The following is a 22,111-nucleotide window of genomic DNA, read 5'->3' on the forward strand; positions in this document are numbered from 1 at the left end:
TTTTGCAGAATGGAAAGAGAAATTCTTGATACCAAGCGTAAAGCCCTGAATATTAATCTAAACCCTGATATTTATGGAACTTTTGCTGAGATCGGAGCGGGACAGGAAGTAGCGCGCAATTTTTTTACTGCGGGTGCGGCTTCAGGAACAGTAGCTAAAACCATGTCTGCCTATGACATGACTTTTAGTGATGCAATTTACGGGGTAGAAGAAACCGGAAGATACGTGAGTCAATCCAGGCTGACGAAAATGCTGAACCATGAATTTGGTTTGCTGACTGAAAGACTATATGGTGAAAAATATGAAACAAGGAGTTTTTTCGCTTTTGCAGATACAGTTACTACCCTGAACTATAATAAATCAAATGATCCGCATGGGTGGATTGGTATTAAATTTCAGACTGAACCCGGTGGTGAGCCTAATGAGATCTTTTTCCATGTGCGTTTACTGGATACCGATGCTGCACTTCAGCAAAACGTACTGGGTATAATTGGCGTGAACCTGGTTTATGCAGCTTTCTATTACCATACTGATCCAAAAAGAATGATTGAATCGCTTGCAGATAACCTGACTGTAGGTTCTGTAGAGATAGATCTGATTTCTGTAAATGGCCCGGCTTTTAAAAACATCAATAATATCCTGCTGAATCTTTACCTGATTGTAAAGGATTTCTCAGATGCGGCCATTTTTGATTCCCTTGGAAATCCATGCCTGCCTAAAGATCTTTTGTACAAAAAGGATATTATGATTTTGCGGACAAAATATGCGCAGAAATCTTTACCTAACTTTAGTATGTTCAACAAAGCTGTAGATCAGTTTAAAAGGACAGAAGCTGTAAAGAAAGACAACCTGAGTGTGCTAATTGAGGTCCTGTTGTCAAACGTTCTGACCGCTGATGAAGAAATTCCTGAAGATATTGATCTGGAAGCAGTAGCGCTAAGGGCTGAAGAGTTATGTAAAACAGGCAACCTGGTGATTGTTTCCAACTTTGCGAGACATAATAAATTAGCTAAATATCTGGACAGGTGTAAACCGAAAAGTGTAGGTATTTCAACAAACATCAATAACCTGAAATTTGTATTCAACTCTTATAATTTCGGGGAGAACTATTCCAGCATGCTGTTAAGTTACGTAAGCGATATGTTTACCAAAAATGTAAAACTGTTTGCTTACCCTTTCCTGGATAAAAAATCTAATCAAGTAATTACCACAGTAAATATGCCGGTGACACCGGAGGCCAAACCACTTTTTGACTTCCTGATCCTGAACGGATATATTACAGATATCAAAGAATACAGTGAAACAGATGTGAAGACCGTTTAAAGTCTTCACAATACCTGCTTATTTTTTTAATGCTTCACGAACTTTCGGAGCGATTTTAGTTCCGAAAATCTCGATAGACTTCATCATATCATTGTGTGCAGGAGCGCCAACATCCATATGTGCTGCAAAGCGTGTCAGACCAAACATCTCCTGTGCATATAAAATCTTGTCAATTGCTGCTTCAGCATCGCCTACAAATAATGCTCCCTCTTTTTGTCTGCCATAATCAAACTGGTATTTAGTATAAGGCGGCCATCCGCGTGATTTCCCTATTCTGTCCATTTGTGCCGCATATAACGGATAATAGTTAGCAGCTACCTCATCCGCATTTTCCCCAAAGAATGCATGCGCATGTATGCCCACCTGAAACTTAGCCATATCGTGACCGGCCTTTTGATATTCTTCTCTATATAAGTTAAATAAAGGTTTAAACTGGCTTGGGGAGCCGCCAATGATAGCGATCATTAAAGGCAAGCCTAATTTACCAGCCCTGATCACAGACTCCGGAGTACCACCCACAGCAATCCAGATTGGTAAATTGTTATCGACCGCTCTTGGCAAAACCTGCTGATTAACCAGTTCCGGTCTGAATTTTCCCTTCCAGGTAATGGTTTCTTCTTTATTTATTTTTAATAATAAGTCTAGCTTTTCTGTAAACAATTCATTGTAATCATTCAGATTATTTCCGAATAAAGGGAACGATTCGATAAAACTTCCACGGCCTGCCATCAGTTCTGCACGACCATTGGACAATAAATCAACCATCGCAAAGTTTTGATACAACTTTACCGGATCAGCAGAACTTAATACACTTACTGCACTACCTAATTTGATGTTTTTAGTTACCACAGCCGCTGCTGCCAATAATATTTCAGGACTTGAAACTGAAAAATCAGGACGGTGATGTTCTCCGATACCGAAATAATCCAGCCCCAGTTCGTCCATTAATTTGATCTCTTCAATAATCTCACCCAGTCGTTGCCGGGCAGGTTGAAATTTATTTGTTATTGGATCAACACGTAAATCCCCGAACATACTAATACCTAATTCCATAATTACCTTGTTTTAATCTGATACAAAGTTAAGCGGGAAACTAAAATTTCCCGTTAACCTATGATAAGTAATGTTTTTTGCTGGATTTTTACTTGCATGCTTTGGCTAAATCCACCAAAAGCGTCTTATCGAAAGCAGCAGGTATTAGAGAATCTTGTGCTACATTATATTCAAATAGCTGCTTCTTCGCAGGATCAAAAGTGAAACTTGCGATTAAGGGTGCATGATCAGGATAGTTTTCATGAATACTATAATCAAACGTTTTGGAGTAATTCATGGCACTATCTATTTTTGGATAGGGGCTGCCATCATAAGAAATATAGAATGAAGTACCACCATTTTTGATGATTCTTTCCCTCAATCCATTGGTTAAACTTTGGTAACGGGGAGAAGTGGTCAGTATCAGATAGGCAAGCTGACTGCATGTTTTTGTGGAGCCGGATTTCAGTGTATCCTGTTCGGGAGTTTTAGATTGTGCAACTGCAACTGCAACTTTGTCTATAGTATCTTGCTGGGGTGCCTTGTTTTTTGTTTGCTGTGTACAGGAAGCAGTGAATAACAGGCCTGCCAGTACTAAGCTGTAGAATTGAAATCTTTTCATGGTCAGTAGATTAATTTGATTGTGCAATAAAAAGCAGGGAAATTAATCTTCCTGCTTTTTATAAATGTCTTTGACCGTAACCGCCATTATATTTTCTGGTGTTTCCAGTGGCTCAAAACCATATTGACTGTAAAGACTATGTGCGTCCCTTGTGGCCAGCATGTACCTTCTCAGACCCTGAAGATCAGGATGGAAAAGCATAAGCGACATTAGTTTTTTCGAGAGTCCAATACCACGGAACTCTTCCTCCACATATACATCTGCCAGGTAAGCGAACGTAGCACGGTCAGTAATCCATCTGGCAAATCCTATTTGCCGGGTTTCTTTATAGATTCCAAAGCAAAGAGAGTTATCAATAGATCTTTTGACTGTTTCTAATGGAATTCCCTCAGCCCAGTAAGATTTGGTACTCAGGAAAAGATGAACAGCAACTGCGTTGATTTTGCTTTTGTCGTCCGAAAAAATAAAGCCGTTATCAGCAATTTCCATTAGTTACGCATGTTGATATATTGAAGCGGCTGTCCGAAATCTTCACTTTTACAAAGCGAAATAACCTTTTGAAGATCATCAATGTTTTTGCTTTGTACACGCAACTGATCGTCCATTACAGAAGCCTGGACTTTAAGGCCGCTGGCTTTGATTTTTGCAACTATCTTTTTGGCGACATCTTTGTCAATTCCTTCTTTGATAGAAACTTCTTTCCTGATCATATTACCAGAAGCATATTGTTCCTTTCCAAAGTCAAGACTTTTAGGATCCAGATTTTGTTTCACCATACGGGAAATAATGGAATCTTCAATGGCTTTCAGACGCATGTCATCTTCAGTAACAATGGTGATCACATTTGTTTTCTTGTCATGGTCAATAGTACTCTGAGAGGTAGAGAAATCATAACGGTTAAGAATCTCTTTTTTTGCGTTGTTCATTGCATTATCCAATGTCTGCGCGTCAACTTTACTTACGATATCGAAAGTGGGCATGATTATAGCTTTAGTATAAAAAATATATTAGATTTAGATATTAATATTTAACGTTCTTGCTAAAAAAATTATTATGAAAACCAATAAATCAAAAGTGCAAAAAAATAATGCTAAAAAAGCAGTTAAAAAAGAATTGGAGCAGACTCTTTCGCAAAAATTTTTTGAAGCAGTTTCTCATTTGGGTCATGATGCAGAAAAAATTGGTGAAGAATTAGCACATGCAGCTAAAGCTGTGGCTAGTAAATTAGCCAGTAAGTTTAGTGCGGTGAAAGCAGAAACTACTAAAAAAACAAAATCAACTAAAAAGGAAATAGAAAAGACCGCAAAAAAACTTAAAAAAGTAGCTGCTAAAGATGCTAAAAAGGTCAAAAAGGAAGTTAAAAAAGCAGGTTCAAGTATTAAACCATCGGTAAACAGCATTAAAGTTCCGGTGATTGCCAGTGAAGAAAAGGCAGCTACTTTAATCGCTAAGCCCGTTAAAAAAGCGGCAACAGTGGTGAAAAAATCTGCTTCAGCAGTTAAAAAAGCGGTTCCTGAGGTTAAAAATGAAGTAAAAAAAGATGTTGCAGCAGTGAAAAAGGCAGCTACAACAGCGAAAGATAAAACAACTACAGCAGCAACGAGTGCAGCTAAGAAAGTTGTAAATACAGCAGCCGCCAAAACTGCCCCAGTAAAGAAAGCAGTTGTTAAACGTGTTCCAGCCAAAGCTGCTGTTACTCCGGTTAAACCTGCTGCAACTCCTGCTAAAGCTACGCTAACAGCTGTTCAACCTGTCGTGACTTCAGAAAAAACTGGTGAAAAGACTACAGACGAAAGTTAATTCAATTGCAATTTGAGGTTAATTTAGCACTGTTTTAGTGAAGATTAATGCTTAAATAATTAACATGGAATTAACAATAGAATTCGCAGTTTTGAGCATCCGGTCCCACCAGGGATTTTTTGATATTAACCCCCATGACAAAGAAGAAGGTCCCATTTTTAAATAGAGAACTCAGCTGGTTATATTTCAATGAACGGGTTTTACAGGAGGCAACAGATGAAACTGTTCCGCTAATTGAAAGAATTAAATTTTTGTCTATTTTCTCTTCTAACCTGGAAGAATTTTACCGGGTACGTGTAGCTACATTGACCAGGTTGTCTAATTTAAACGACAAGGCCAAAGAACTTTTAGGGTTTAATCCTAAAAAGGTACTGAACGAGATTAAAAATATCGTCGTTAAACAAGAGCGTAAGTTTGAACAATTATTTCAGGCTACGCTGATTAACGAACTTGCACAGAACAGGATTTTTATTCTGAACGATACACAACTCAATGTGGCCAGGGGAGAGTTTGTAAAAGAACATTTCCGGGATAAGATACTTTCCAACCTGGTACCGATCATGATTGATATGGAAAAACCATTTCCAGAACTCAGAGACCGGTACCTGTACTTTTTTGTAAGGCTTAAAAAGAAAACCGGCAGAAAAGATGAAAAGTATGCATTGATAGAATTACCTCCCGATCTGCCAAGGTTTCTGGTACTGCCGGAGACTAACGGATTAAAATTTATTATCCTCGCTGAAGATATTATCAAATACTGTCTGGATGACATCTTTTACGTATTCAGATATGATGAAATGGATGCTTATTCCATTCAGCTCACCAGAGACGCTGAACTTGATATCGATAAAAATGTAAGTGATAAGTTTATTGATGAATTAAAGACCAGCCTTGATAAGCGTAAAAAAGGTAAACCTATGCGTTTACTTTATGATACAGAAATGCCATTTGATATGTTAGGTGTGCTGGTGGCTAAAATGAAAATTGAAGCAGAAAGCCTGATTCCCGGTAACCGTTATCATAAATTTGGCGATTTTATCCGTTTTCCGAATGTCGGAGATAAAAGTCTGGAATATCCAGCAAACGTACCACTGAAGGTTTTCGGTTTACACCGTACCCAGAGTATCTTTAACAAACTTGCAGAGAGAGATTACCTGGTGAATTTGCCCTATCAATCTTACGATTATATCATTCTTTTTCTTCGGGAAGCAGCGATTGATCCTAAAGTTACTGCGATCAATATTACACTTTACCGTCTGGCTGAGAATTCAAGGGTGATTAATGCGCTGATTAACGCGGCAAAAAATGGTAAGAAAGTTAACTGTCTGGTGGAGCTTAAAGCACGATTTGATGAAAGAGCGAATATCTTCTGGACCAACAGGCTGGAAGAAGAAGGTGTGCATGTAAACTATGGTTTAACTGATTATAAGGTCCATTCTAAAATCTGCCTGGTTACCCGTATAGAAAAAGGCCGCCCCGTTTATTATGCGAATCTGGCAACTGGTAATTTCAATGAGAAAACCGCTAAATTATATTGTGACCATAGTATTTTTACGGCTAAAAAAGAGATTACCCACGATCTGATTAAGCTCTTTGCTGCCTTAAACAAGCGCACAGTAGCTACAGGATTTAAATACCTGATTGTTTCTCCGCTGGAATCCAGAACTAAGTTTTATACTTTGATAGACCGGGAAATTAAGATCGCGAAATCCGGTAAACCAGCTTATCTTATTTTCAAAGTCAATAGTCTTGCCGATGAAGGGATCGTAGAGAAACTTTATGACGCAAGTAATGCAGGAGTGAAGATTAAACTGATTGTACGCGGTATTTGCTGCCTTGTTCCGGGAGTAAAAGACTTCAGTGAAAATATTACAGTCATCAGTATCATTGATAAGTTTCTGGAGCATGCACGTGTGTTCATTTTTGGGAATAACGGTAAAGAAGAAATGTTTCTTTCTTCAGGTGATTTAATGAGCCGGAATTTTGAACACCGTGTAGAAGTTGGCTTTCCGGTACTGGACGAAGACGTTAAACAAGAGATCAGGGATATTATAGATTTTCAGTTACAGGATAACGTGAAAGCCAGGGATATTACCCGGTTAAATAACAATAAATATCATAAAAACAGGCTTAGCACTAAGGTGAGGGCACAGGTTCAAACTTATAATTACTTAAAAAACAAACACCAGTAGAAGATTATGCTCAGATATGCAGCAATTGACGTTGGCTCTAATGCCGTTAGACTGCTTATTGCAGATATAACACACAATGATAATGGGTTTGGTTTTAAAAAGAATACCCTGGTCAGGGTTCCTTTAAGATTAGGTGATGATGCCTTTTTAGACCATAAAATATCTGCACGCAAAATCGAAGACCTGATCAAAACTATGCAGGCCTTTAAAAATCTGATGGAAGTGTATCAGGTGACTAAATACCTGGCTTGTGCAACCTCTTCGATGAGGGAAGCACAAAACGGACTTGAAATCATTAAAATGATCAAAGAGAAGGCCAATATAGATCTGGAGATTATTGAAGGGCAGAGAGAGGCCAATATCATTTATGCCAACCATATTGAAGATGATCTTGATATCAAGAAAAACTATCTTTACATAGATGTAGGTGGTGGTAGTACAGAACTATCAGTATTTGTCAATAAAGTGCCAGTTGCTTCTAAATCATTTGATATCGGGACAATCAGAATCCTGGACAATCAGGATAAAGAAGAAACCTGGGAAGAAATGAGACTCTGGGTGAAAGATCAGACTAAATATCATAAAAACCTTGCCGGAATAGGAACCGGAGGAAATATCAATAAATTGTATAAAATGGCGAATGAAAAAGAGGGGATGCCGCTGACTTTTCTGAAGCTGAAATCTCTTTACAACCAGTTGAACAGCCATTCTTTAAAAGAACGTATCCAGATTTTTAACCTGAATCCTGATCGTGCCGATGTAATCATTCCAGCGAGTGAAATCTTTATCACCCTGATGAAATGGACGGGTATCAAGCAGATCCATGTACCAAGAGTTGGTATGGCTGACGGAATTATTAATCTGTTAATAGAAGAGAATCTGAATAAATAACAGCCAGATAGTCACCATGGTGACTGATGGAAACAGCATGCTTCCGGCCGGTAATCTGATGGGTTAACTCCGGGATCCCTGAAGGAGTACCGGCCAGCTGATAAAGAAGACCTGAATTATTAAATGCTGCCTTGTAACCAGTACCAGGCTTTAGATAGTGTAAATGGAGCCGTTCAAAATCCACCATCGCTGACACCGCAACAGAATGGATGAATGTGCTTTTGACTTCACTTCTGATCAGAAAACTATCTTTAAAATAGCTGACCATTCCTGAAGCCTTCGTCTGCCCGATATTCAGCGAACCGCAACAAAAGTTCAAAGGTTCATAACTTCTGATGCCTGTTTTGCGCTGAACAATTTTACAGGCCGCTTCTTTCATCGTCCAGATCAACCATAACATTTTATCGGGCTGTACAGCCTCCGCAACGAGCAGCTGTTCTTCAGGCGTACAGATTTTAGACAGGTAACCTTTGCGCTTCCAGTTACTCTCTATGGCAGCCTGGCGGAGATCTACCAGATCATTGCCTATCATTTTTCAGCTAGTTTATCTTCAATAACATCGAGTGTTGATTTAACATCCAGCATTTTTGACATGGAATCATTATCGATCTCTATGCCGAACTTTTCTTCCAGGTCCAGCACAATATCTACCAGGTTGGCAGAGTTGATTTTCAGGTCTGTAATGAAACTTGTAGTCTCACTGAGCTGATCCAATGCTTCCTTGTCCTGAGTATAAGGCGCTGCAACTTCTTTAATAGCGGAAATGATAACTTCTCTATCCATCATTATATTTTTTTAAAACTAAACAGGCATTGACATCGCCAAAACCAAAACTTGCTTTGACGAGTATATTAAAATCTTTTTGGAGACAAATACGGGGGATGCGCTCCGGATCTACCAGCATTTCAATAGCCGGATGGAGGTCCTCACAGTTTACATTAGGAAAAATAAACCCTTCATGTAGTTGTAAAACAGCAGCAACGCATTCAATACTCCCGGCCGCAGAAATGCAGTGACCGATCATTCCTTTAACCGAATTGATATAAGGGAAATCCTTACCTGAACGCCCTAATGCGGTTACCCAGTTCTGTATTTCAAGTGTATCCTTTACCGTGGCAGTGAGATGGCCATTGATCACCTCAACTTCAGAAGCTTGTATGCCAGCATTCCTGAAGGCCATAGACAAGCATCTTTGTACCGCTAATGGATTAGGCGCAGTCATGGTACCTTCACCGCGCTGTCCTCCGGAATTAAGATGTCCGCCCAGTATTTCGGCATAAATCTTAGCACCCCTTGCTAAAGCGCTGTCCAGGCTCTCTAAAACCAAAGCTCCGGCACCGCTTCCGGGAACAAAACCACTTGCGGTGGCACTCATCGGCCGGCTTCCTTTTCCGGGGTTTGTATTGTGCTTATACGTGCAAACCTTCATTGCATCAAAACCAGCCCAGATATACGGGCCGCTGTCACTTGTACTGCCGGCCAGCATAATCGTTGCCTGACCTGATTTAATACGCTCATAAGCCATTAAAATACTTTCGGTTCCAGTTGCACAAGCAGACGAATTCGTGGTTACCTGATTCCCTAAGCCAAGCTTTCCGGCCAGCAATGCACTTACCCCGCTCGCCATAGTCTGGGCGACTACAGTACTGCCCAGTTTACGGATTTGCAGGTTATCTAATTTATAAATGGCACCTCTGAACTTATCAATACCAGAAGTGCCTGTACCGAAAACAGTTCCACTTTCCCAATCCGGTGTTTCATCCGGAGCAGGTTGAAGTCCTGCGTCTTTCCATGCATCCAAACCTGCAATTACACCGTATACAATTCCCGTGCTTTCCAGGTTCCGGATTTCAAGTTCAGTGAAATACTGGCTGATCCGGGCAGTATCAATCACTGGTTTTCCTGCAATCTGACAGGAGAAAAGAAGTTGTTCCAGCTGCGGATCATGCTGAATTCCGGACACCCCATTTTTAAGCGCATCCCTGAATTGCGTGATGTCTGCACCATTTGGTGAAACAACCCCTAAGCCAGTGATTACAACACGCTTAGTCATTCATTTTTGTAGTTACCATTCCAGATATATTTCCTTTGCAGACGGTTTCTCCGGCTTCATTTTTCATGACTACATTACAATTCAGTTTTTTAAACCTGAAGTATACTTTTTCAGCAGTTACTGTAACCTTTTCACCCGGAAAAACAGGTTTCATAAAATCCATTGCTGTTGAGGTCAGCATCACATGCGCTTTCAGCTCCGTATTTGCATTTCCGGAAAGATAGATACCCAGGCAAACCAGTCCGATCTGTGCCATTGTTTCTGTTAATATTACCCCTGGTGTAACCGGGGCATCTTTGAAATGTCCTTTATAGAAATCAAGGTCTTTATCAAAAGTATAAGTTCCGGCTGATCCGTTTTCATCAATTTGTAATAACTCATCAACAAATAAAAAAGGTTTGCTGTAAGGTAATTTTGCTAGTATTTCTTGTGCGTTCATTGTTATAAGATTATCAATTTTAAGGTGTAAAGTAAATACAAAAAACGCTTACCACTGCAATAAAATTCGCTGTGCGGAAAATCCGGGGCCAAAACTGAGCATCAAACCTTTGTCTCCCGGCTTAGGTTTGGCATCCATAATCCGCTCAAGCACATAGAGTACGGTAACGCTTGACATATTTCCATATAATCTTAAAATCGCTTTAGTATCGTTTATATTTTTACCAAGCTCACCAAATAAGGCTTCTACAATTTCGATGATTTTTTTTCCGCCCGGATGAAAAACCAGGTGGTCTATTTCCTGAATGTTTAATCCGTTCTTTTCCAGAAAAGGGTGAATAATAGCAGGGAAATGTGTGGCAATAGTTTCAGGTACAGTAACGTCCAGTACCATTTGTAAACCTGTATTGGTCATTTTAAAGCCCATCATTTCTTCTGCATCATAAAAGTGATACATTTCTTCCGCCAGTATTTCCGGACCGCTGTCATCGGGATGTGAAGACAAAAGAACGCAGGCTGCGCCATCTCCAAAAATAGCAGCACTTACAATATTGGCCATCGAGAAGTCATTGCGCTGGAAAGTTGCTGTTGGAGATTCTACAGCAATTACTGCTGCTCTTTTACCAGGATTGGATTTTAAGAAGTTTTTGGCATAAATGATTCCGGATACGCCGGCTGCACAGCCCATTTCTGTGACCGGAAGACGCACGATATCCTGACGCAGCTTTAATGCATTGATCAGATAGGCATCTAAAGAAGGGATCATAATCCCCGTACAGCTTACGGTAATGATATAATCAAGCTCTTCATTTTTCCAGCCAGCCTTATCAATTGCATCAGTGAGGCATTTTGTCCCTAATTTAATACCTTCTCTGCAATAGATGTTATTCCGCTGCTCAAACGTAAGATCGCTGAAAACCTCTTCCGGAGACATAAATGAATAACGTTTATCTACTGCTGCATTTTCAAATATCTTTTTAACCTTACGGATAAACCGGTCTTCCTGCCCATGCAGCCATCCATCCAGAAAAGGGATGATTTCGGCTGTGTTCCTTGAATATTCAGGCAACGCTTTGCTGATACTTTTTATGATTACACTCATGCTGTTTTAACTATCCATTGGTAGCGGAATGCCCATTTCCATTTAATAAAGTAATACTTAAGACCTAATGTTTTTGAAAACGACATTAAATCATTTCTTTTAAATCCGCGGAGAATAGAAACCAGTCCATCTTCGCGCGACATTTCATTCAGCCGGAATACAAAACATAATCCCAAAAACAGGTAATAAGCGATTGCACTCCGTTGTAAATCATTAATCACAAAACCAAGCTTTGCCGTTCGCTGAAAACTTTGCAGCAATGCAATGATCTCCTGATCTTTAAAATGATGCAGGGTTAAAGTACAAAGTATAATATCTGCTGATTTTTGCTGATTGAGCTCCTCAAATATATCAATGCATTCATAACTTATATTTTTATATCCTGATGATAAACTCCGGGCATGTTCAATGGTGAAATTGTTAGCATCTATACCGGTGAGCATAAAGTTCAGCTCATTTTTCTCTGCATAGTCTGCGAGTGCTCTTAACATATCGCCATTTCCACATCCTACATCAGTAATACGTATAAGTGTAGATTTTGGTTGTGCACGGAGTAAATAAATAATTCCTTCGAGCGTGACCTTGTTTCCGCCAAGCAGGCGGTTGATGCTGGCAATTTTATCGAGTGCGTCTCTGAGTATTTCTCCTTCCATCTGGAAATTATCCATAATTTCAGGCGCATCGCTTCTATGTGTGGTGTCTACAAACATTATTCAGGAACAGTTAAAGTATGGCCGTGTGTTTTTTTGATGATCAAAGGTAGCAGGAATGGCAGCCGAACCATCCCGGCTAATAATTTTTCCGTTAAATATTCCTTTTCGAACAGGGCTGATAAAGTCCTTCCCATCCATAATCTGGATCTGAAGTGTTGATTCCACGCTATAAGATAGCGTTTTTCCATGGCAGTTCTGTCGGGGATCTCTCCTTTAAAAAACAAAAGCAATAATTCTGAGCAAATCCTGGCGCTGTGTATGGCCATGGCCATACCGTTTCCACACAAAGGATGTATCAATGCCGCAGTGTCGCCAATCATCAGGATATGATCAACCACTGCTTCTCTGGCACCAAAAGAGAGTTGACTGATCGTTATTGGTGTATCAAACAGTGGTTCTGAGTTTTCAAAAAGACTTTTTAAGTGTTTATTCTGATACAGTACATTTTCCTGGTAAGCTGCGATATTTTTGTGTGTTTTGAAGGTTTCATAATTTGCCAGGTAACAGATATTGATTTTTTGCCCTTCAATTTTAGAAGCACCGCAATAGCCTCCTTTAAAATTATGCAATGCAACAAGCCCGTCTTCAAATTTACCAGCGTAATGTCCTTTTACAGCCAGAAATGGCGATTTATGCTGTATAAACTTTCTTTTTAATTTGAGGTCAATAGCAGAACGTTTGCCATAAGCACCAATCACCTGTCTGGCTATATATTGGTTTTCACTTTGCGTAGACACCAGGAAAGTATCTTTTTCATAAACTACACTGCTTACTGTATCCTGTATTACCCGGCCTCCTCTGGCCAGAAATTTTTGATAGAGAAAATGATCCAGCTGATAGCGGCTCACTCCAAATCCGCCCAGAGGTAACCGGGTAGAAATACGACGTCCTGAAACTGTAGAAAATTGCATTTTAGAAATTACCGAAGGATGCAGTACTGCCGGATCAGCATCCAGCCATTTTAAATAGGGGAGAACCTCATTAGAAATATATTCACCACAAACTTTATGATGAGGATAGGTATCCTTTTCAATCAGGATTACCTCAATCCCTGCTTGCTGAAGATGTAATGCTGCGGTTAATCCGGCTAATCCGCCACCTATAATAAGAATATCAGTTTGAACAGGCATAAATAACATGGGGAATAAGAAGCGTAATCTTACAACAGCTTACCGGACTATTTGTTTAAGACTAAAAAGGAGCAATGATTTATTTCTGTTGTTTTTAGTAAAAGTTACTTAGGAGGCTTTCTGTCTTTTTGTCGATTTCGGCAATGTGTGAAAAGCCATTGACCAAAACCTCACAAAAAAACCCTGTTCCTATCCGGAACAGGGTTTTTTACAGGATAGATTATTGGTTAGTTATCCAGCAATTTTGCTGCTTCACTATCCAGGAACCAGGTCAGGCTTCCGTCAATCGGATCAATCAATTGTGATGGATACAATTCAGGAGTCTTAGGATCATCCTCAATGACATGTTTTAATGCATCGGCTTTAGCCTCACCAAATACAAGGAAGGCAACATTTTTAGCCTTATTGATCAATGGCGCTGTAAAACTGATTCTGTAGGTCGCTAATTTCTCTACATATACACTTTCTACAGTTACTACTTTACTGTCTAAAATATCAGTTCCAGGGAACAATGAAGCCGTATGTCCATCATCACCCATACCTAATAAAATAAGATCAAAAGCAAGGTCAGCACCACCAAAATGAGTAGTGATTGCTTTAGCATATTCGATTGCAGCCTTTTCAGGAGCTAATGTGGTATCTACAAAAAAGATATGGTCTGCAGCGATATTCAAAGGGGCTAATATTGATTTATTTGCCATTAAGCCATTATAGCTCTCATGCCCGGGCGGAACATTACGTTCATCGCCGATGAAGAAAAATACCTTGGACCAATCTAACTTTTCACGATAAGTTGTTGACAGCATCTCATATAATTCTTTAGGAGAATTACCGCCGGTAAGCACAAAATTAAAACAATCCTTTTCTGCAATCGCTTTTTCAGCAATTGCGATCACGTAATCTGCCAAATCTTTCAGCAGCTCACTTTTTGTTTTATATATCAGTAAGTTCATGCTAGTCTTTATTTTTTAAAGGTAAGGTGAACCAGTGGAAACCGTCTCTGGCAATCAGTGCTTCGGCATCTTCAGGGCCCCATGAATCAGCAGGGTAATTAGGGAAACTTAATGAAGTTTTACTTTCCCATGCGTTGATGACAGGCATTAATAATTCCCATGCACTTTCTACCTGATCTGCACGCATAAATTGCGTCTGATCTGCAATCATTACATCCAGTAATAAAGTCTCGTAGGCCTCTGGTGCTTCAGCACTATAAGTTCCTTTATAGTCAAAAACCATGTCAACTGGATTCAGTACCATGTCCAGTCCAGGTCTTTTTGCCTGTACCTGTAAACGGATACTCATTTCTGGCTGAATACTGATGATCAGCCTGTTTTGCTGCCAGTGTTCAGTTACACCCGCAGGGAAAACCTGGTGAGGAACATCCTTAAACTGTATCGTAATCAGAGAAGAAGTCTGGAACAGACGTTTACCTGTACGTACATAGAAAGGAATTCCCTGCCAGCGCCAGTTATCCACGAAGAATTTGGCTGCTGCAAAAGTTTCTGTATTAGACTCAGGTGCCACATCTTTTTCAGAACGGTAACCAGGAACTTCTTTACCCTCAACCCATCCTTTAGAATACTGTCCGCGAACAGTGCTCATACGGATATCATCAGGCCCAAAAGGACGCATAGCTTTCAATACATCAACTTTCTTATTTCTGATTTCGTCAGCATCAAAATTGATAGGCGTTTCCATACCAATTAAACAAAGAAGCTGTAAAATATGATTCTGGATCATATCTCTTAAAGCACCGGCACCATCATAATAACCACCACGATCTCCAACACCCAATTGCTCGGTTACAGAAATCTGTACGTGATCAATATAAGTACGGTTCCAGAGTGGTTCAAGGAATGAATTGGCAAAGCGGAAAGCCATAATATTCTGAACAGTTTCCTTACCCAGATAATGGTCAATTCTGTAGATCTGTTTCTCCGTGAAAATTCCGGTTAACAATTTATTTAATTCCTTTGCAGTTTCTAAATCACGACCGAAAGGCTTTTCAATTACGATACGGCAATTGTCTTCATTACCAGCAAGATCATATTTAGCAATACATTCTGCGATTAACGGGAATAAATTTGGTGCTACTGCCAGGTAATAAATCACCTGCGTTTTAGGGCCGAATTTTTTCCTGAGCTTTTCAATGCTTATTTTAAGATCCTGGAAAGTTTCAGGAGCAGATACATCTACAGGGTTGTAGTATACATTTTCTGCAAAACCATCCCATTTTTCTTTTTTAACCTTACCGGCACGGGAGAAACTATTTACCCCCTCCATAATCGTGTTACGGAACTGTACATCAGTGAGCTTGCTTCTCGCTGTTCCGATGATTGCATAATCTTTAGGCATATAGCCATCAGAATACAAGTTATAAAGTGCTGGCGCAAGTTTGCGCATATTTAAATCCCCAGTGCCACCAAAGATGACAAAAACGGTTGGGTTAAGGCATTGACTTGTTTTCATTAGTGCATATTTTATTTATCGGTGATGAAGCCTGAATGAGCTGATAATGGCTTTCCTGCTTTTGTAAGCTCATCCAGGTTTCATTTCTTTTATATTACGATTTTACTGGATTCCAGATAGCATGAAACGTTCCTTCTGCATCAGTACGTTCAAACTGGTGTGCACCAAAAAAGTCTCTTTGTGCCTGAATTAAATTAGAAGGCATTCTTTCTGTTTTTAACGAATCGAAATAGGTCAGGGCAGAAGCAAATGCGGGAACAGCTAATCCTGTTAATACCGTGTGGCTAACTACAGATCTCATGCCCGGAAGGATTTCTTCTAATTTTTTTGCGATACCTGCATCAGCATAAAGATGCTCCAGATCTGGTTGTTTTTTATAAGCCTGGTAAATATCTTCTAAGAATTCAGCTCTGATGATACATCCACCACGCCAGATTTGTGCGATTTCATGTAAATTCAGTTCATATTCATAAGTAATAGATGCCTGCCATAATAAATGAAGACCTTGCGCATAAGAAGAAATTACAGCAAAATATAAAGCCTGTTCCAGCTCAACAATAAATTGATCTTTATCTCCAACAGCATATTTGCCCTGAGTATAAGTTTTAGATAACGCAGTACGTAAGCTTTTGAATTTCGATAAATCTCTTGTACTTACCGCTTCATTGATAGAAGGAATTGGTAACTGTAAATCCATCGATACTTGTGATGTCCATTTTCCAGTACCTTTGGATTTCGCTTCATCTTTGATGTAATCAACCAGGTAACCACCAGTTTTTTCATCTTTGAAAGCAAAGATATCTTTAGTCACTTCTAATAAGAAAGACTGTAAACGACCATTGTTCCACTGCTCAAATACATCATGAATCTGCTCATTTGAATATTCAAGTGCATTTTTCATAATGTCATAAGCCTCAGCCAACAACTGCATCATGGCATATTCTATACCATTATGTACCATTTTTACAAAGTGACCTGAAGCTCCGGGGCCAATATAAGCCACACACGGATCACCATTTACTTTAGCAGAAACAGCTTCGAGAATCTCTTGCATCACCCCATAAGCAGTCTTATCGCCACCTGGCATAATGCTCGGGCCAAAACGTGCACCTTCTTCACCACCAGAAATACCCATGCCGAAGAAGTGGATTCCATGACCAGAAAGATCAACTGCTCTTTTGCTGGTATCTGTAAAATGAGAGTTTCCACTATCAATAATAATATCACCTTTATCCAGTAAAGGTAAAAGCTCCTCAATAACACTGTCAACAATTGGTCCTGCAGGTACAAGAAGCATAATTCTTCTTGGTAACTCCAGACTTCCAATAAAATCTTCTAATGAGCCGTAGGCCGTCAGATTGTGCTTTGCACCATCTTCCTTAAGTTTCTGGATCATTTTCGGATCCTTGTCATAACCTGTTACTGCAAAGCCTTTATCGGCCATATTCAGTAATAAATTGCGGCCCATTGTACCAAGGCCTATCATTCCTAATGTGAATTTACTTTCCATTTGTTGTATTTGATTTTGGATAGGTAGTGAAAACGTGATATTTTTCCCTGGCAGCCCATAATTTTGCACCGCCTTTTATCCCATCCCTGTTAGAAACAAGGTGAATATTGTGCTCTAGTTCAAAATTGATGTGTTTAGAATTTCCGCCTCCAAGATAAAGTACATCATAGTTAAACACTGTTTTATAAATTTCTATAATTCGTTTTAGTCTTTCGTTCCATTTTTTGTCGCCTTCTTTCTGGAAAGCTTTCTCACCTATATAATCATCATAATCCTTGTTTTTAGTTACCGGAAGATGAGAAAGTTCAAGGTGCGGAAGTAATTCTCCGTCAAAAGTTAAGGCCGTACCAAAACCTGTACCTAAGGTAAGTACGATTTCAAAACCCTTACCTGATATAATGCCCAGTGCCTGTTGATCCGCATCGTTAATTAACCGGACAGGTTTGCCTAAAGTATCACTGATATGCTGTGCAAGCGGATAACCTGCCCATTGGTTTTTCGCTAAGTTAGGGGCCGTTTCCACGATACCACATTTTACATAACCGGGAAAACCAATGGCAATTTTACTGTAAGGGGTAAGCGGGGCAACCAATTCATGAATAACTTTGATTACATTTTCAGGAGTTGAATCCTTTGGTGTTGGCAGTTTTGTATATTCAGAGAATAGTTCGCCATTTTCTTTTAAGATACAGGCCTTGATACCGGTCCCGCCAATATCAATTGATAAAATATTGGTACTCTCTTTTTCTTGCTCGTTGTTGGCCATATTTCTTTTTTTATGAATATTGCTTTTTATGCCTTGCTGCCAATGTTTGACGACTCAAATTAACAAATTTCCAGCCATATAAAACCAGAAACCAGGTAAGAATATCCAATTATCGGGCTTAATTGATGAAAAACTCAGCAAAGCGTATTTAAACGTGAATTTAGCGGTTAATTTGATATCTCTATGACTTTTTAACTATTTATACAGTTATTTTTTTTGCCCTAAAATATCAATTTTATCAGATAAAGAGATGCCGCCTGGGTTACATCCGGGTTTACCTTCAGGAACTTCCATGTTTAAGTGTCCAAAGTACACTTTCCATACCGGAAAATAAGCACCCGAACCCGGTTCTTTGTAAGTCATCGGGAATAATTTGAAAAAAGGTTTATTCTTGTTGGCCGCTTTGAAGGCATCATATATCAATTCAGAACAATAGTATTTTCCATTGTTATATAAGTACTGATCATCGTACAGCACACCCATCTGTGCCATTGAAAATGCCAGTGCTGCTGGGATTACCTTTTGATAAGCAGGTTTTAATCTCCCCACATAATGCGGATGTGCAGATTTGGACAAAAATGTTTGGAGTGGCGTAAGGTGTACATTTTTTCCGGAGGCTTCAATGATCAGCACACTATCGTTTCTTAGCAGCACCATTCCCATATGACTGAATTTATTTCCCTCATAGCCTTGCGTAACTGCATTGATCGCATCGCACAAAGGGCCGCAGTCTAAATTCTGGAAAATCAGATCACCGGATTTTAATTGAATATTTTCCTGTGCTTTTGCATAAAAAGATAAAAGCAAGGCTGATAAAATACAAATCAATAATTTACGCATGGTTGATTTAGTAAGACATTTCTTCATTAATAGTATAAGCTGGCGGGGGAATGAAAAAGCGCTCCGTTAAAGTTACCTGTTCGATCAGGTTCGCTTTAATACCGATGTTCAAACCTCTGGATAATGTTCCAATAGATAATGCACAGCCGGGTACACTTTTTAAATAACTGTATTGCTGCCAATATAAACGGGGAAGTTCAGGCGCATACCAAACTGTGATTACATTTTCCGGAGAATGAGGATTAACAAAAACTGCTTTTTTACAAGCTTTTCCCGCAATAACCATGGTGCCTTCTTTCAACTGCATCACAAAATCAGCAGAGCTGATTACCATCATAGAGTCTCCGGCCATAGCAGTTTGTATATTAGGCATTTCAGCAGGATATTTCATCGCTGTTTTAGCCACAGTATCCAGTAAATAGCTTACGGTATCTCTTTTATCGGCTATAGTGATCCCTCCGCCTAAACCTCTTTGCTCTACCCTGATATATTCAGGGCTCAGGTAACAAATTAAAGAAGGGCCGTCATCCGGATATCCGGATACAGACATAGCCAGATCCATCATGGCCAGTTCTCCCCGGTCTTGTTTTGAAGAAGTTCCTTTTTGCTGCGGCTGACCGAAGTCCAGCGCATAGCTTATTTTCCATGCAGCAACACTTTTTACTTTCTTTAACTGCTGTCCGTTAACGAAAATAGCCGATGTCAGGAACAGCAGCAGGAGGTAACTCTTTTTATAATTCAAAATAAGTTGTGTTTATTATACAATGGTACAAAAAAAAGAGGTACTGTTTGATATTCACTGTGACCGGTTTGCTATTATCTTAATTTTTTACATTGCTGTTTCTTTTTTTTAGTTTATGCTGCAGTTTTTTTATAAAAAAGATTAATCTGAATAAAATATAGTTGCTTTTTTTTTAGATTACTTTTCCAAATATGCTGGTGTTGAATCGATATAGTATTTATTTATGATGTTTTTATAGTTGTGGATTATTTTTTCTCTGAATATTCTTAATTAATAGATTTTAATTAGGTTTACTTATAGTGTTTAGGTAAGGTCAGCTGTTTTTTAAAAGAAAAGGTCTTCAATTATATCCTTCAGATAAAATTTGTTGTAATTATTGTTTGATTGTTATAAATTCATAGTTTATGGGCATGTATAGTGAGTATTCAGATGGTGAACTAACTGAATTATTGAAATCTGGTGATCGTTTTGCATTTACTGAAATTTATAATCGGTACTGGAGTGTCTTATATGCACAGGTTTATAAGATGCTCAGAGATGAAGATGATGCTAAAGACGTAATTCAGGAAATATTCAGTAAACTTTGGATAAATGCAGCAGCAATTAAATCCAATCATAATTTAGGTGGCCTGTTATATACTGCCGCAAGAAATAAGGTGCTTAACAGTATAGAGAAAAGTAAAGTCCGCCATGACTATGCAAAATCTATTGCTGCTTTTGTCTCAGAAACAGATCCTGATACTATAGATAAACTGGATGAAAAAAGACTCAGTAAAATTATTGAGCGCGAAATCCAGAGTCTGCCCCCAAAGATGCGGGAGATTTTTGAACTGAGCCGCAAAGAAAATCTTTCCCATAAAGAGATTGCCGAAAAGCTGAATTTATCAGACCAGACAGTGAAAAAGCAAGTGCAAAATGCCCTGAAAATTATCAGGCCCAGGATTGAACAAATAGGTTTTAGCTTAATTGTTTTAATTATTTTCAGATAATTACTGATTCGTCTACCCCCTGATTCATCCTGAGCGGTTATTGTTATAAATAAGCACTCCAGATGATGATCAATGAGAAAGAAGCACTCACTCTTCTTAGCAAATATAATTCGGGCACAGCTACAGATACGGAAGTCAAACTATTAGAAAGCTGGTATAGTGCAGAAATTCTGAAACAAAATCTTTCTGAAACCGAAGAAGATTTCAGCCACTTGAAAGATGAAATCTGGGCAGGGACATTGCAGCGTGCGAACCTGGTTGAAGAAGAAGTGTTTATTGCTGAAAAAAGGCCTGCCAGATCAATCAAACGCTGGTATCAATTGACTGCGGCAGCAGCTGTATTCATTATAGGTTCCGTTTATTTAATAAACAGACAGCAGACAGCAGAAAATAGTCTTTCAAAAAACCTTGAAATGGCTAACCATATTACAGCAGGGAAAAATAAGGCAACCCTGACACTCGCTAACGGACATCAGATCATTTTATCTGATGATGTAAAGGGAAAACTGGCAGAAGAGGCTGGGGTATGTATTACTAAAACAAAAAATGGAGAACTCCTCTATACCATAATTTCAAAACCTGGTCATGCAGCTTCACCGGGTTCTGCATATAATACAATTTCCACTGCTGCCGGAGAAAACTATCAGGTAGTTTTACCGGATGGTTCAAAAATCAAACTCAATGCGGCATCTTCTTTAAAATATCCTGCATCATTTACTTTTCAAAAAGAGCGCAGGGTTGAACTTATTGGCGAAGCCTACTTTGAAGTGGCCAAAGATAAAAATCATCCTTTTAAAGTCAAAACAAAGGGGCAGGAAGTGGAAGTGCTGGGTACTCATTTTAACATCAGCAGTTATGCGGATTGTGCCATTACGCATACCACCTTATTAGAGGGGTCAGTCAAAGTTTCTTTATCAGGTTATGCCGGGGAAAAAGACAGGGCTGCGCATACCATTTTATTGAAACCAGGAGAACAAGCTATACAGAAAGCAAATAACATTACTATGCTACCTGCTGATATTGAACAAGCTACAGCCTGGAAAGAAGGCTGGTTCTGCTTTAAAAGTACAAAGCTGCAAGATGTATTAAGTGAGGCTGCAAAATGGTACGACCTGGAAATTGTTTACAAGGGGGCTATACCAACCGACCGTTTTACAGGAAAGATACCGAAAGCTGCCAGTCTTGGCAAATTCATCAAGCTATTACAGCTGAGCGATATTAAATTCAGTATCGAAGGCAGAAAAATGATAATCAACTAATCAATCAACCACCAACCAAACTTACATGAAAAAAATCTACAGAGACGACGGGCCATATTAAACAACTGGGTACCCTTTGAAAACAGAAACCCCGATGGCGATCGGAGCTTCTGAAATGACCGGGCCAACCCTTTAACAATTTCTGCAAACAGTTTAATCATCAACCCAATCCAAACAAAAATATGAATAATATTATTCATTGCCCCCTGCTGTCCAAAAATTGGCAGGGCCGTAACCTAA

General features: G+C 39.2%; 23 protein-coding genes. 6 read left to right on the plus strand and 17 right to left on the minus strand.

Going from position 1 to position 22,111, the window contains the following annotated elements; all coding sequences use genetic code 11:
• The first annotated feature begins 9 nt into the window (after nucleotides 1–9).
• Nucleotides 10–1,323: a nicotinamide mononucleotide adenylyltransferase gene (locus tag AB3G38_RS24655; protein ID WP_367866342.1), complete on the plus strand. Its 1,314-nt coding sequence runs from the start codon at nucleotides 10–12 to the stop codon at nucleotides 1,321–1,323.
• Between the two features lie 18 nt (nucleotides 1,324–1,341).
• Here the strand turns inward: AB3G38_RS24655 and AB3G38_RS24660 are convergent, their stop codons facing one another.
• From AB3G38_RS24660 to AB3G38_RS24675, 4 genes are all read right to left on the minus strand, one after another.
• The gene (locus tag AB3G38_RS24660) at nucleotides 1,342–2,376 is read right to left on the minus strand and encodes an LLM class flavin-dependent oxidoreductase (RefSeq protein WP_367866343.1); all 1,035 of its coding nucleotides are present in this window, start codon (nucleotides 2,374–2,376) and stop codon (nucleotides 1,342–1,344) included.
• Between the two features lie 88 nt (nucleotides 2,377–2,464).
• Complete coding sequence (locus AB3G38_RS24665) at nucleotides 2,465–2,977, minus strand: hypothetical protein (protein ID WP_367866344.1); 513 nt, start codon at nucleotides 2,975–2,977, stop codon at nucleotides 2,465–2,467.
• Between the two features lie 42 nt (nucleotides 2,978–3,019).
• Nucleotides 3,020–3,466, minus strand: coding sequence for a GNAT family N-acetyltransferase (locus AB3G38_RS24670; protein WP_367866345.1), 447 nt, complete (start codon nucleotides 3,464–3,466; stop codon nucleotides 3,020–3,022).
• Nucleotides 3,466–3,957, minus strand: coding sequence for a YajQ family cyclic di-GMP-binding protein (locus AB3G38_RS24675; RefSeq protein WP_183878731.1), 492 nt, complete (start codon nucleotides 3,955–3,957; stop codon nucleotides 3,466–3,468). The genes AB3G38_RS24670 and AB3G38_RS24675 overlap by 1 nt, the downstream gene beginning before the upstream one ends.
• Before the next feature lie 73 nt (nucleotides 3,958–4,030).
• Between AB3G38_RS24675 and AB3G38_RS24680 the strand changes: the two genes are divergently transcribed.
• The 3 genes from AB3G38_RS24680 to AB3G38_RS24690 all read left to right on the plus strand — a co-directional run bounded on the left by AB3G38_RS24680 (nucleotide 4,031) and on the right by AB3G38_RS24690 (nucleotide 7,860).
• Nucleotides 4,031–4,777 carry a hypothetical protein gene (locus tag AB3G38_RS24680; RefSeq protein WP_367866346.1) on the plus strand — a complete coding sequence of 249 codons (747 nt, stop codon included), beginning with the start codon at nucleotides 4,031–4,033 and terminating at the stop codon, nucleotides 4,775–4,777.
• Between the two features lie 134 nt (nucleotides 4,778–4,911).
• Nucleotides 4,912–6,969 (plus strand): polyphosphate kinase 1, encoded by a 2,058-nt coding sequence (ppk1, locus tag AB3G38_RS24685; protein WP_367866347.1) that lies wholly within the window; start codon nucleotides 4,912–4,914, stop codon nucleotides 6,967–6,969.
• A gap of 6 nt (nucleotides 6,970–6,975) precedes the next feature.
• A complete protein-coding gene (locus AB3G38_RS24690; RefSeq protein ID WP_367866348.1) occupies nucleotides 6,976–7,860 on the plus strand; it encodes an exopolyphosphatase in 885 nt (294 codons plus the stop codon).
• On the opposite strand, the gene AB3G38_RS24695 is transcribed toward AB3G38_RS24690, so the two are convergent.
• From AB3G38_RS24695 to AB3G38_RS24755, 13 genes are all read right to left on the minus strand, one after another.
• Nucleotides 7,826–8,392: a 4'-phosphopantetheinyl transferase superfamily protein gene (locus tag AB3G38_RS24695; protein ID WP_367866349.1), complete on the minus strand. Its 567-nt coding sequence runs from the start codon at nucleotides 8,390–8,392 to the stop codon at nucleotides 7,826–7,828. The genes AB3G38_RS24690 and AB3G38_RS24695 overlap by 35 nt on opposite strands.
• On the minus strand, nucleotides 8,389–8,646 hold the full coding sequence (locus AB3G38_RS24700; RefSeq protein WP_367866350.1) for an acyl carrier protein: 258 nt from the start codon (nucleotides 8,644–8,646) through the stop codon (nucleotides 8,389–8,391). The genes AB3G38_RS24695 and AB3G38_RS24700 overlap by 4 nt, the downstream gene beginning before the upstream one ends.
• A complete protein-coding gene (locus AB3G38_RS24705; RefSeq protein WP_367866351.1) occupies nucleotides 8,636–9,913 on the minus strand; it encodes a beta-ketoacyl synthase in 1,278 nt (425 codons plus the stop codon). The genes AB3G38_RS24700 and AB3G38_RS24705 overlap by 11 nt, the downstream gene beginning before the upstream one ends.
• Nucleotides 9,906–10,352: a 3-hydroxyacyl-ACP dehydratase FabZ family protein gene (locus AB3G38_RS24710; RefSeq protein WP_367866352.1), complete on the minus strand. Its 447-nt coding sequence runs from the start codon at nucleotides 10,350–10,352 to the stop codon at nucleotides 9,906–9,908. Before AB3G38_RS24710 ends, AB3G38_RS24705 begins: the two co-directional genes overlap by 8 nt.
• A gap of 48 nt (nucleotides 10,353–10,400) precedes the next feature.
• On the minus strand, nucleotides 10,401–11,453 hold the full coding sequence (locus tag AB3G38_RS24715) for a type III polyketide synthase (protein ID WP_367866353.1): 1,053 nt from the start codon (nucleotides 11,451–11,453) through the stop codon (nucleotides 10,401–10,403).
• Nucleotides 11,450–12,163, minus strand: a complete 714-nt coding sequence (locus AB3G38_RS24720; protein ID WP_367866354.1) for a methyltransferase domain-containing protein — start codon at nucleotides 12,161–12,163, stop codon at nucleotides 11,450–11,452. The genes AB3G38_RS24715 and AB3G38_RS24720 overlap by 4 nt, the downstream gene beginning before the upstream one ends.
• Nucleotides 12,163–13,296 carry an NAD(P)/FAD-dependent oxidoreductase gene (locus AB3G38_RS24725; protein WP_367866355.1) on the minus strand — a complete coding sequence of 378 codons (1,134 nt, stop codon included), beginning with the start codon at nucleotides 13,294–13,296 and terminating at the stop codon, nucleotides 12,163–12,165. Before AB3G38_RS24725 ends, AB3G38_RS24720 begins: the two co-directional genes overlap by 1 nt.
• A 227-nt stretch (nucleotides 13,297–13,523) precedes the next feature.
• Nucleotides 13,524–14,249 carry a 6-phosphogluconolactonase gene (pgl, locus tag AB3G38_RS24730; protein WP_367866356.1) on the minus strand — a complete coding sequence of 242 codons (726 nt, stop codon included), beginning with the start codon at nucleotides 14,247–14,249 and terminating at the stop codon, nucleotides 13,524–13,526.
• Between the two features lies 1 nt (nucleotide 14,250).
• Nucleotides 14,251–15,765 carry a glucose-6-phosphate dehydrogenase gene (gene zwf / locus AB3G38_RS24735; protein WP_367866357.1) on the minus strand — a complete coding sequence of 505 codons (1,515 nt, stop codon included), beginning with the start codon at nucleotides 15,763–15,765 and terminating at the stop codon, nucleotides 14,251–14,253.
• A gap of 94 nt (nucleotides 15,766–15,859) precedes the next feature.
• Nucleotides 15,860–17,275, minus strand: a complete 1,416-nt coding sequence (gene gndA, locus AB3G38_RS24740) for an NADP-dependent phosphogluconate dehydrogenase (protein WP_367866358.1) — start codon at nucleotides 17,273–17,275, stop codon at nucleotides 15,860–15,862.
• Nucleotides 17,265–18,041 carry an ROK family protein gene (locus AB3G38_RS24745; protein WP_367866359.1) on the minus strand — a complete coding sequence of 259 codons (777 nt, stop codon included), beginning with the start codon at nucleotides 18,039–18,041 and terminating at the stop codon, nucleotides 17,265–17,267. The genes gndA and AB3G38_RS24745 overlap by 11 nt, the downstream gene beginning before the upstream one ends.
• Nucleotides 18,042–18,248: 207 nt before the next feature.
• Nucleotides 18,249–18,908: a YiiX/YebB-like N1pC/P60 family cysteine hydrolase gene (locus AB3G38_RS24750; RefSeq protein WP_367866360.1), complete on the minus strand. Its 660-nt coding sequence runs from the start codon at nucleotides 18,906–18,908 to the stop codon at nucleotides 18,249–18,251.
• Entirely contained in the window at nucleotides 18,889–19,623 is a 735-nt protein-coding gene (locus tag AB3G38_RS24755) for a hypothetical protein (protein ID WP_367866361.1), read from the minus strand. The genes AB3G38_RS24750 and AB3G38_RS24755 overlap by 20 nt, the downstream gene beginning before the upstream one ends.
• A gap of 404 nt (nucleotides 19,624–20,027) precedes the next feature.
• Between AB3G38_RS24755 and AB3G38_RS24760 the strand changes: the two genes are divergently transcribed.
• Both AB3G38_RS24760 and AB3G38_RS24765 read left to right on the plus strand, forming a co-directional pair.
• Complete coding sequence (locus tag AB3G38_RS24760) at nucleotides 20,028–20,612, plus strand: RNA polymerase sigma factor (RefSeq protein WP_367866362.1); 585 nt, start codon at nucleotides 20,028–20,030, stop codon at nucleotides 20,610–20,612.
• 62 nt (nucleotides 20,613–20,674) lie between these two features.
• Complete coding sequence (locus AB3G38_RS24765; protein ID WP_367866363.1) at nucleotides 20,675–21,871, plus strand: FecR family protein; 1,197 nt, start codon at nucleotides 20,675–20,677, stop codon at nucleotides 21,869–21,871.
• The last annotated feature ends 240 nt before the right edge of the window (nucleotides 21,872–22,111 follow it).

Origin of the sequence: Pedobacter sp. WC2423 (assembly GCF_040822065.1) — a bacterium.
In the GTDB taxonomy this organism is placed as follows: domain Bacteria; phylum Bacteroidota; class Bacteroidia; order Sphingobacteriales; family Sphingobacteriaceae; genus Pedobacter.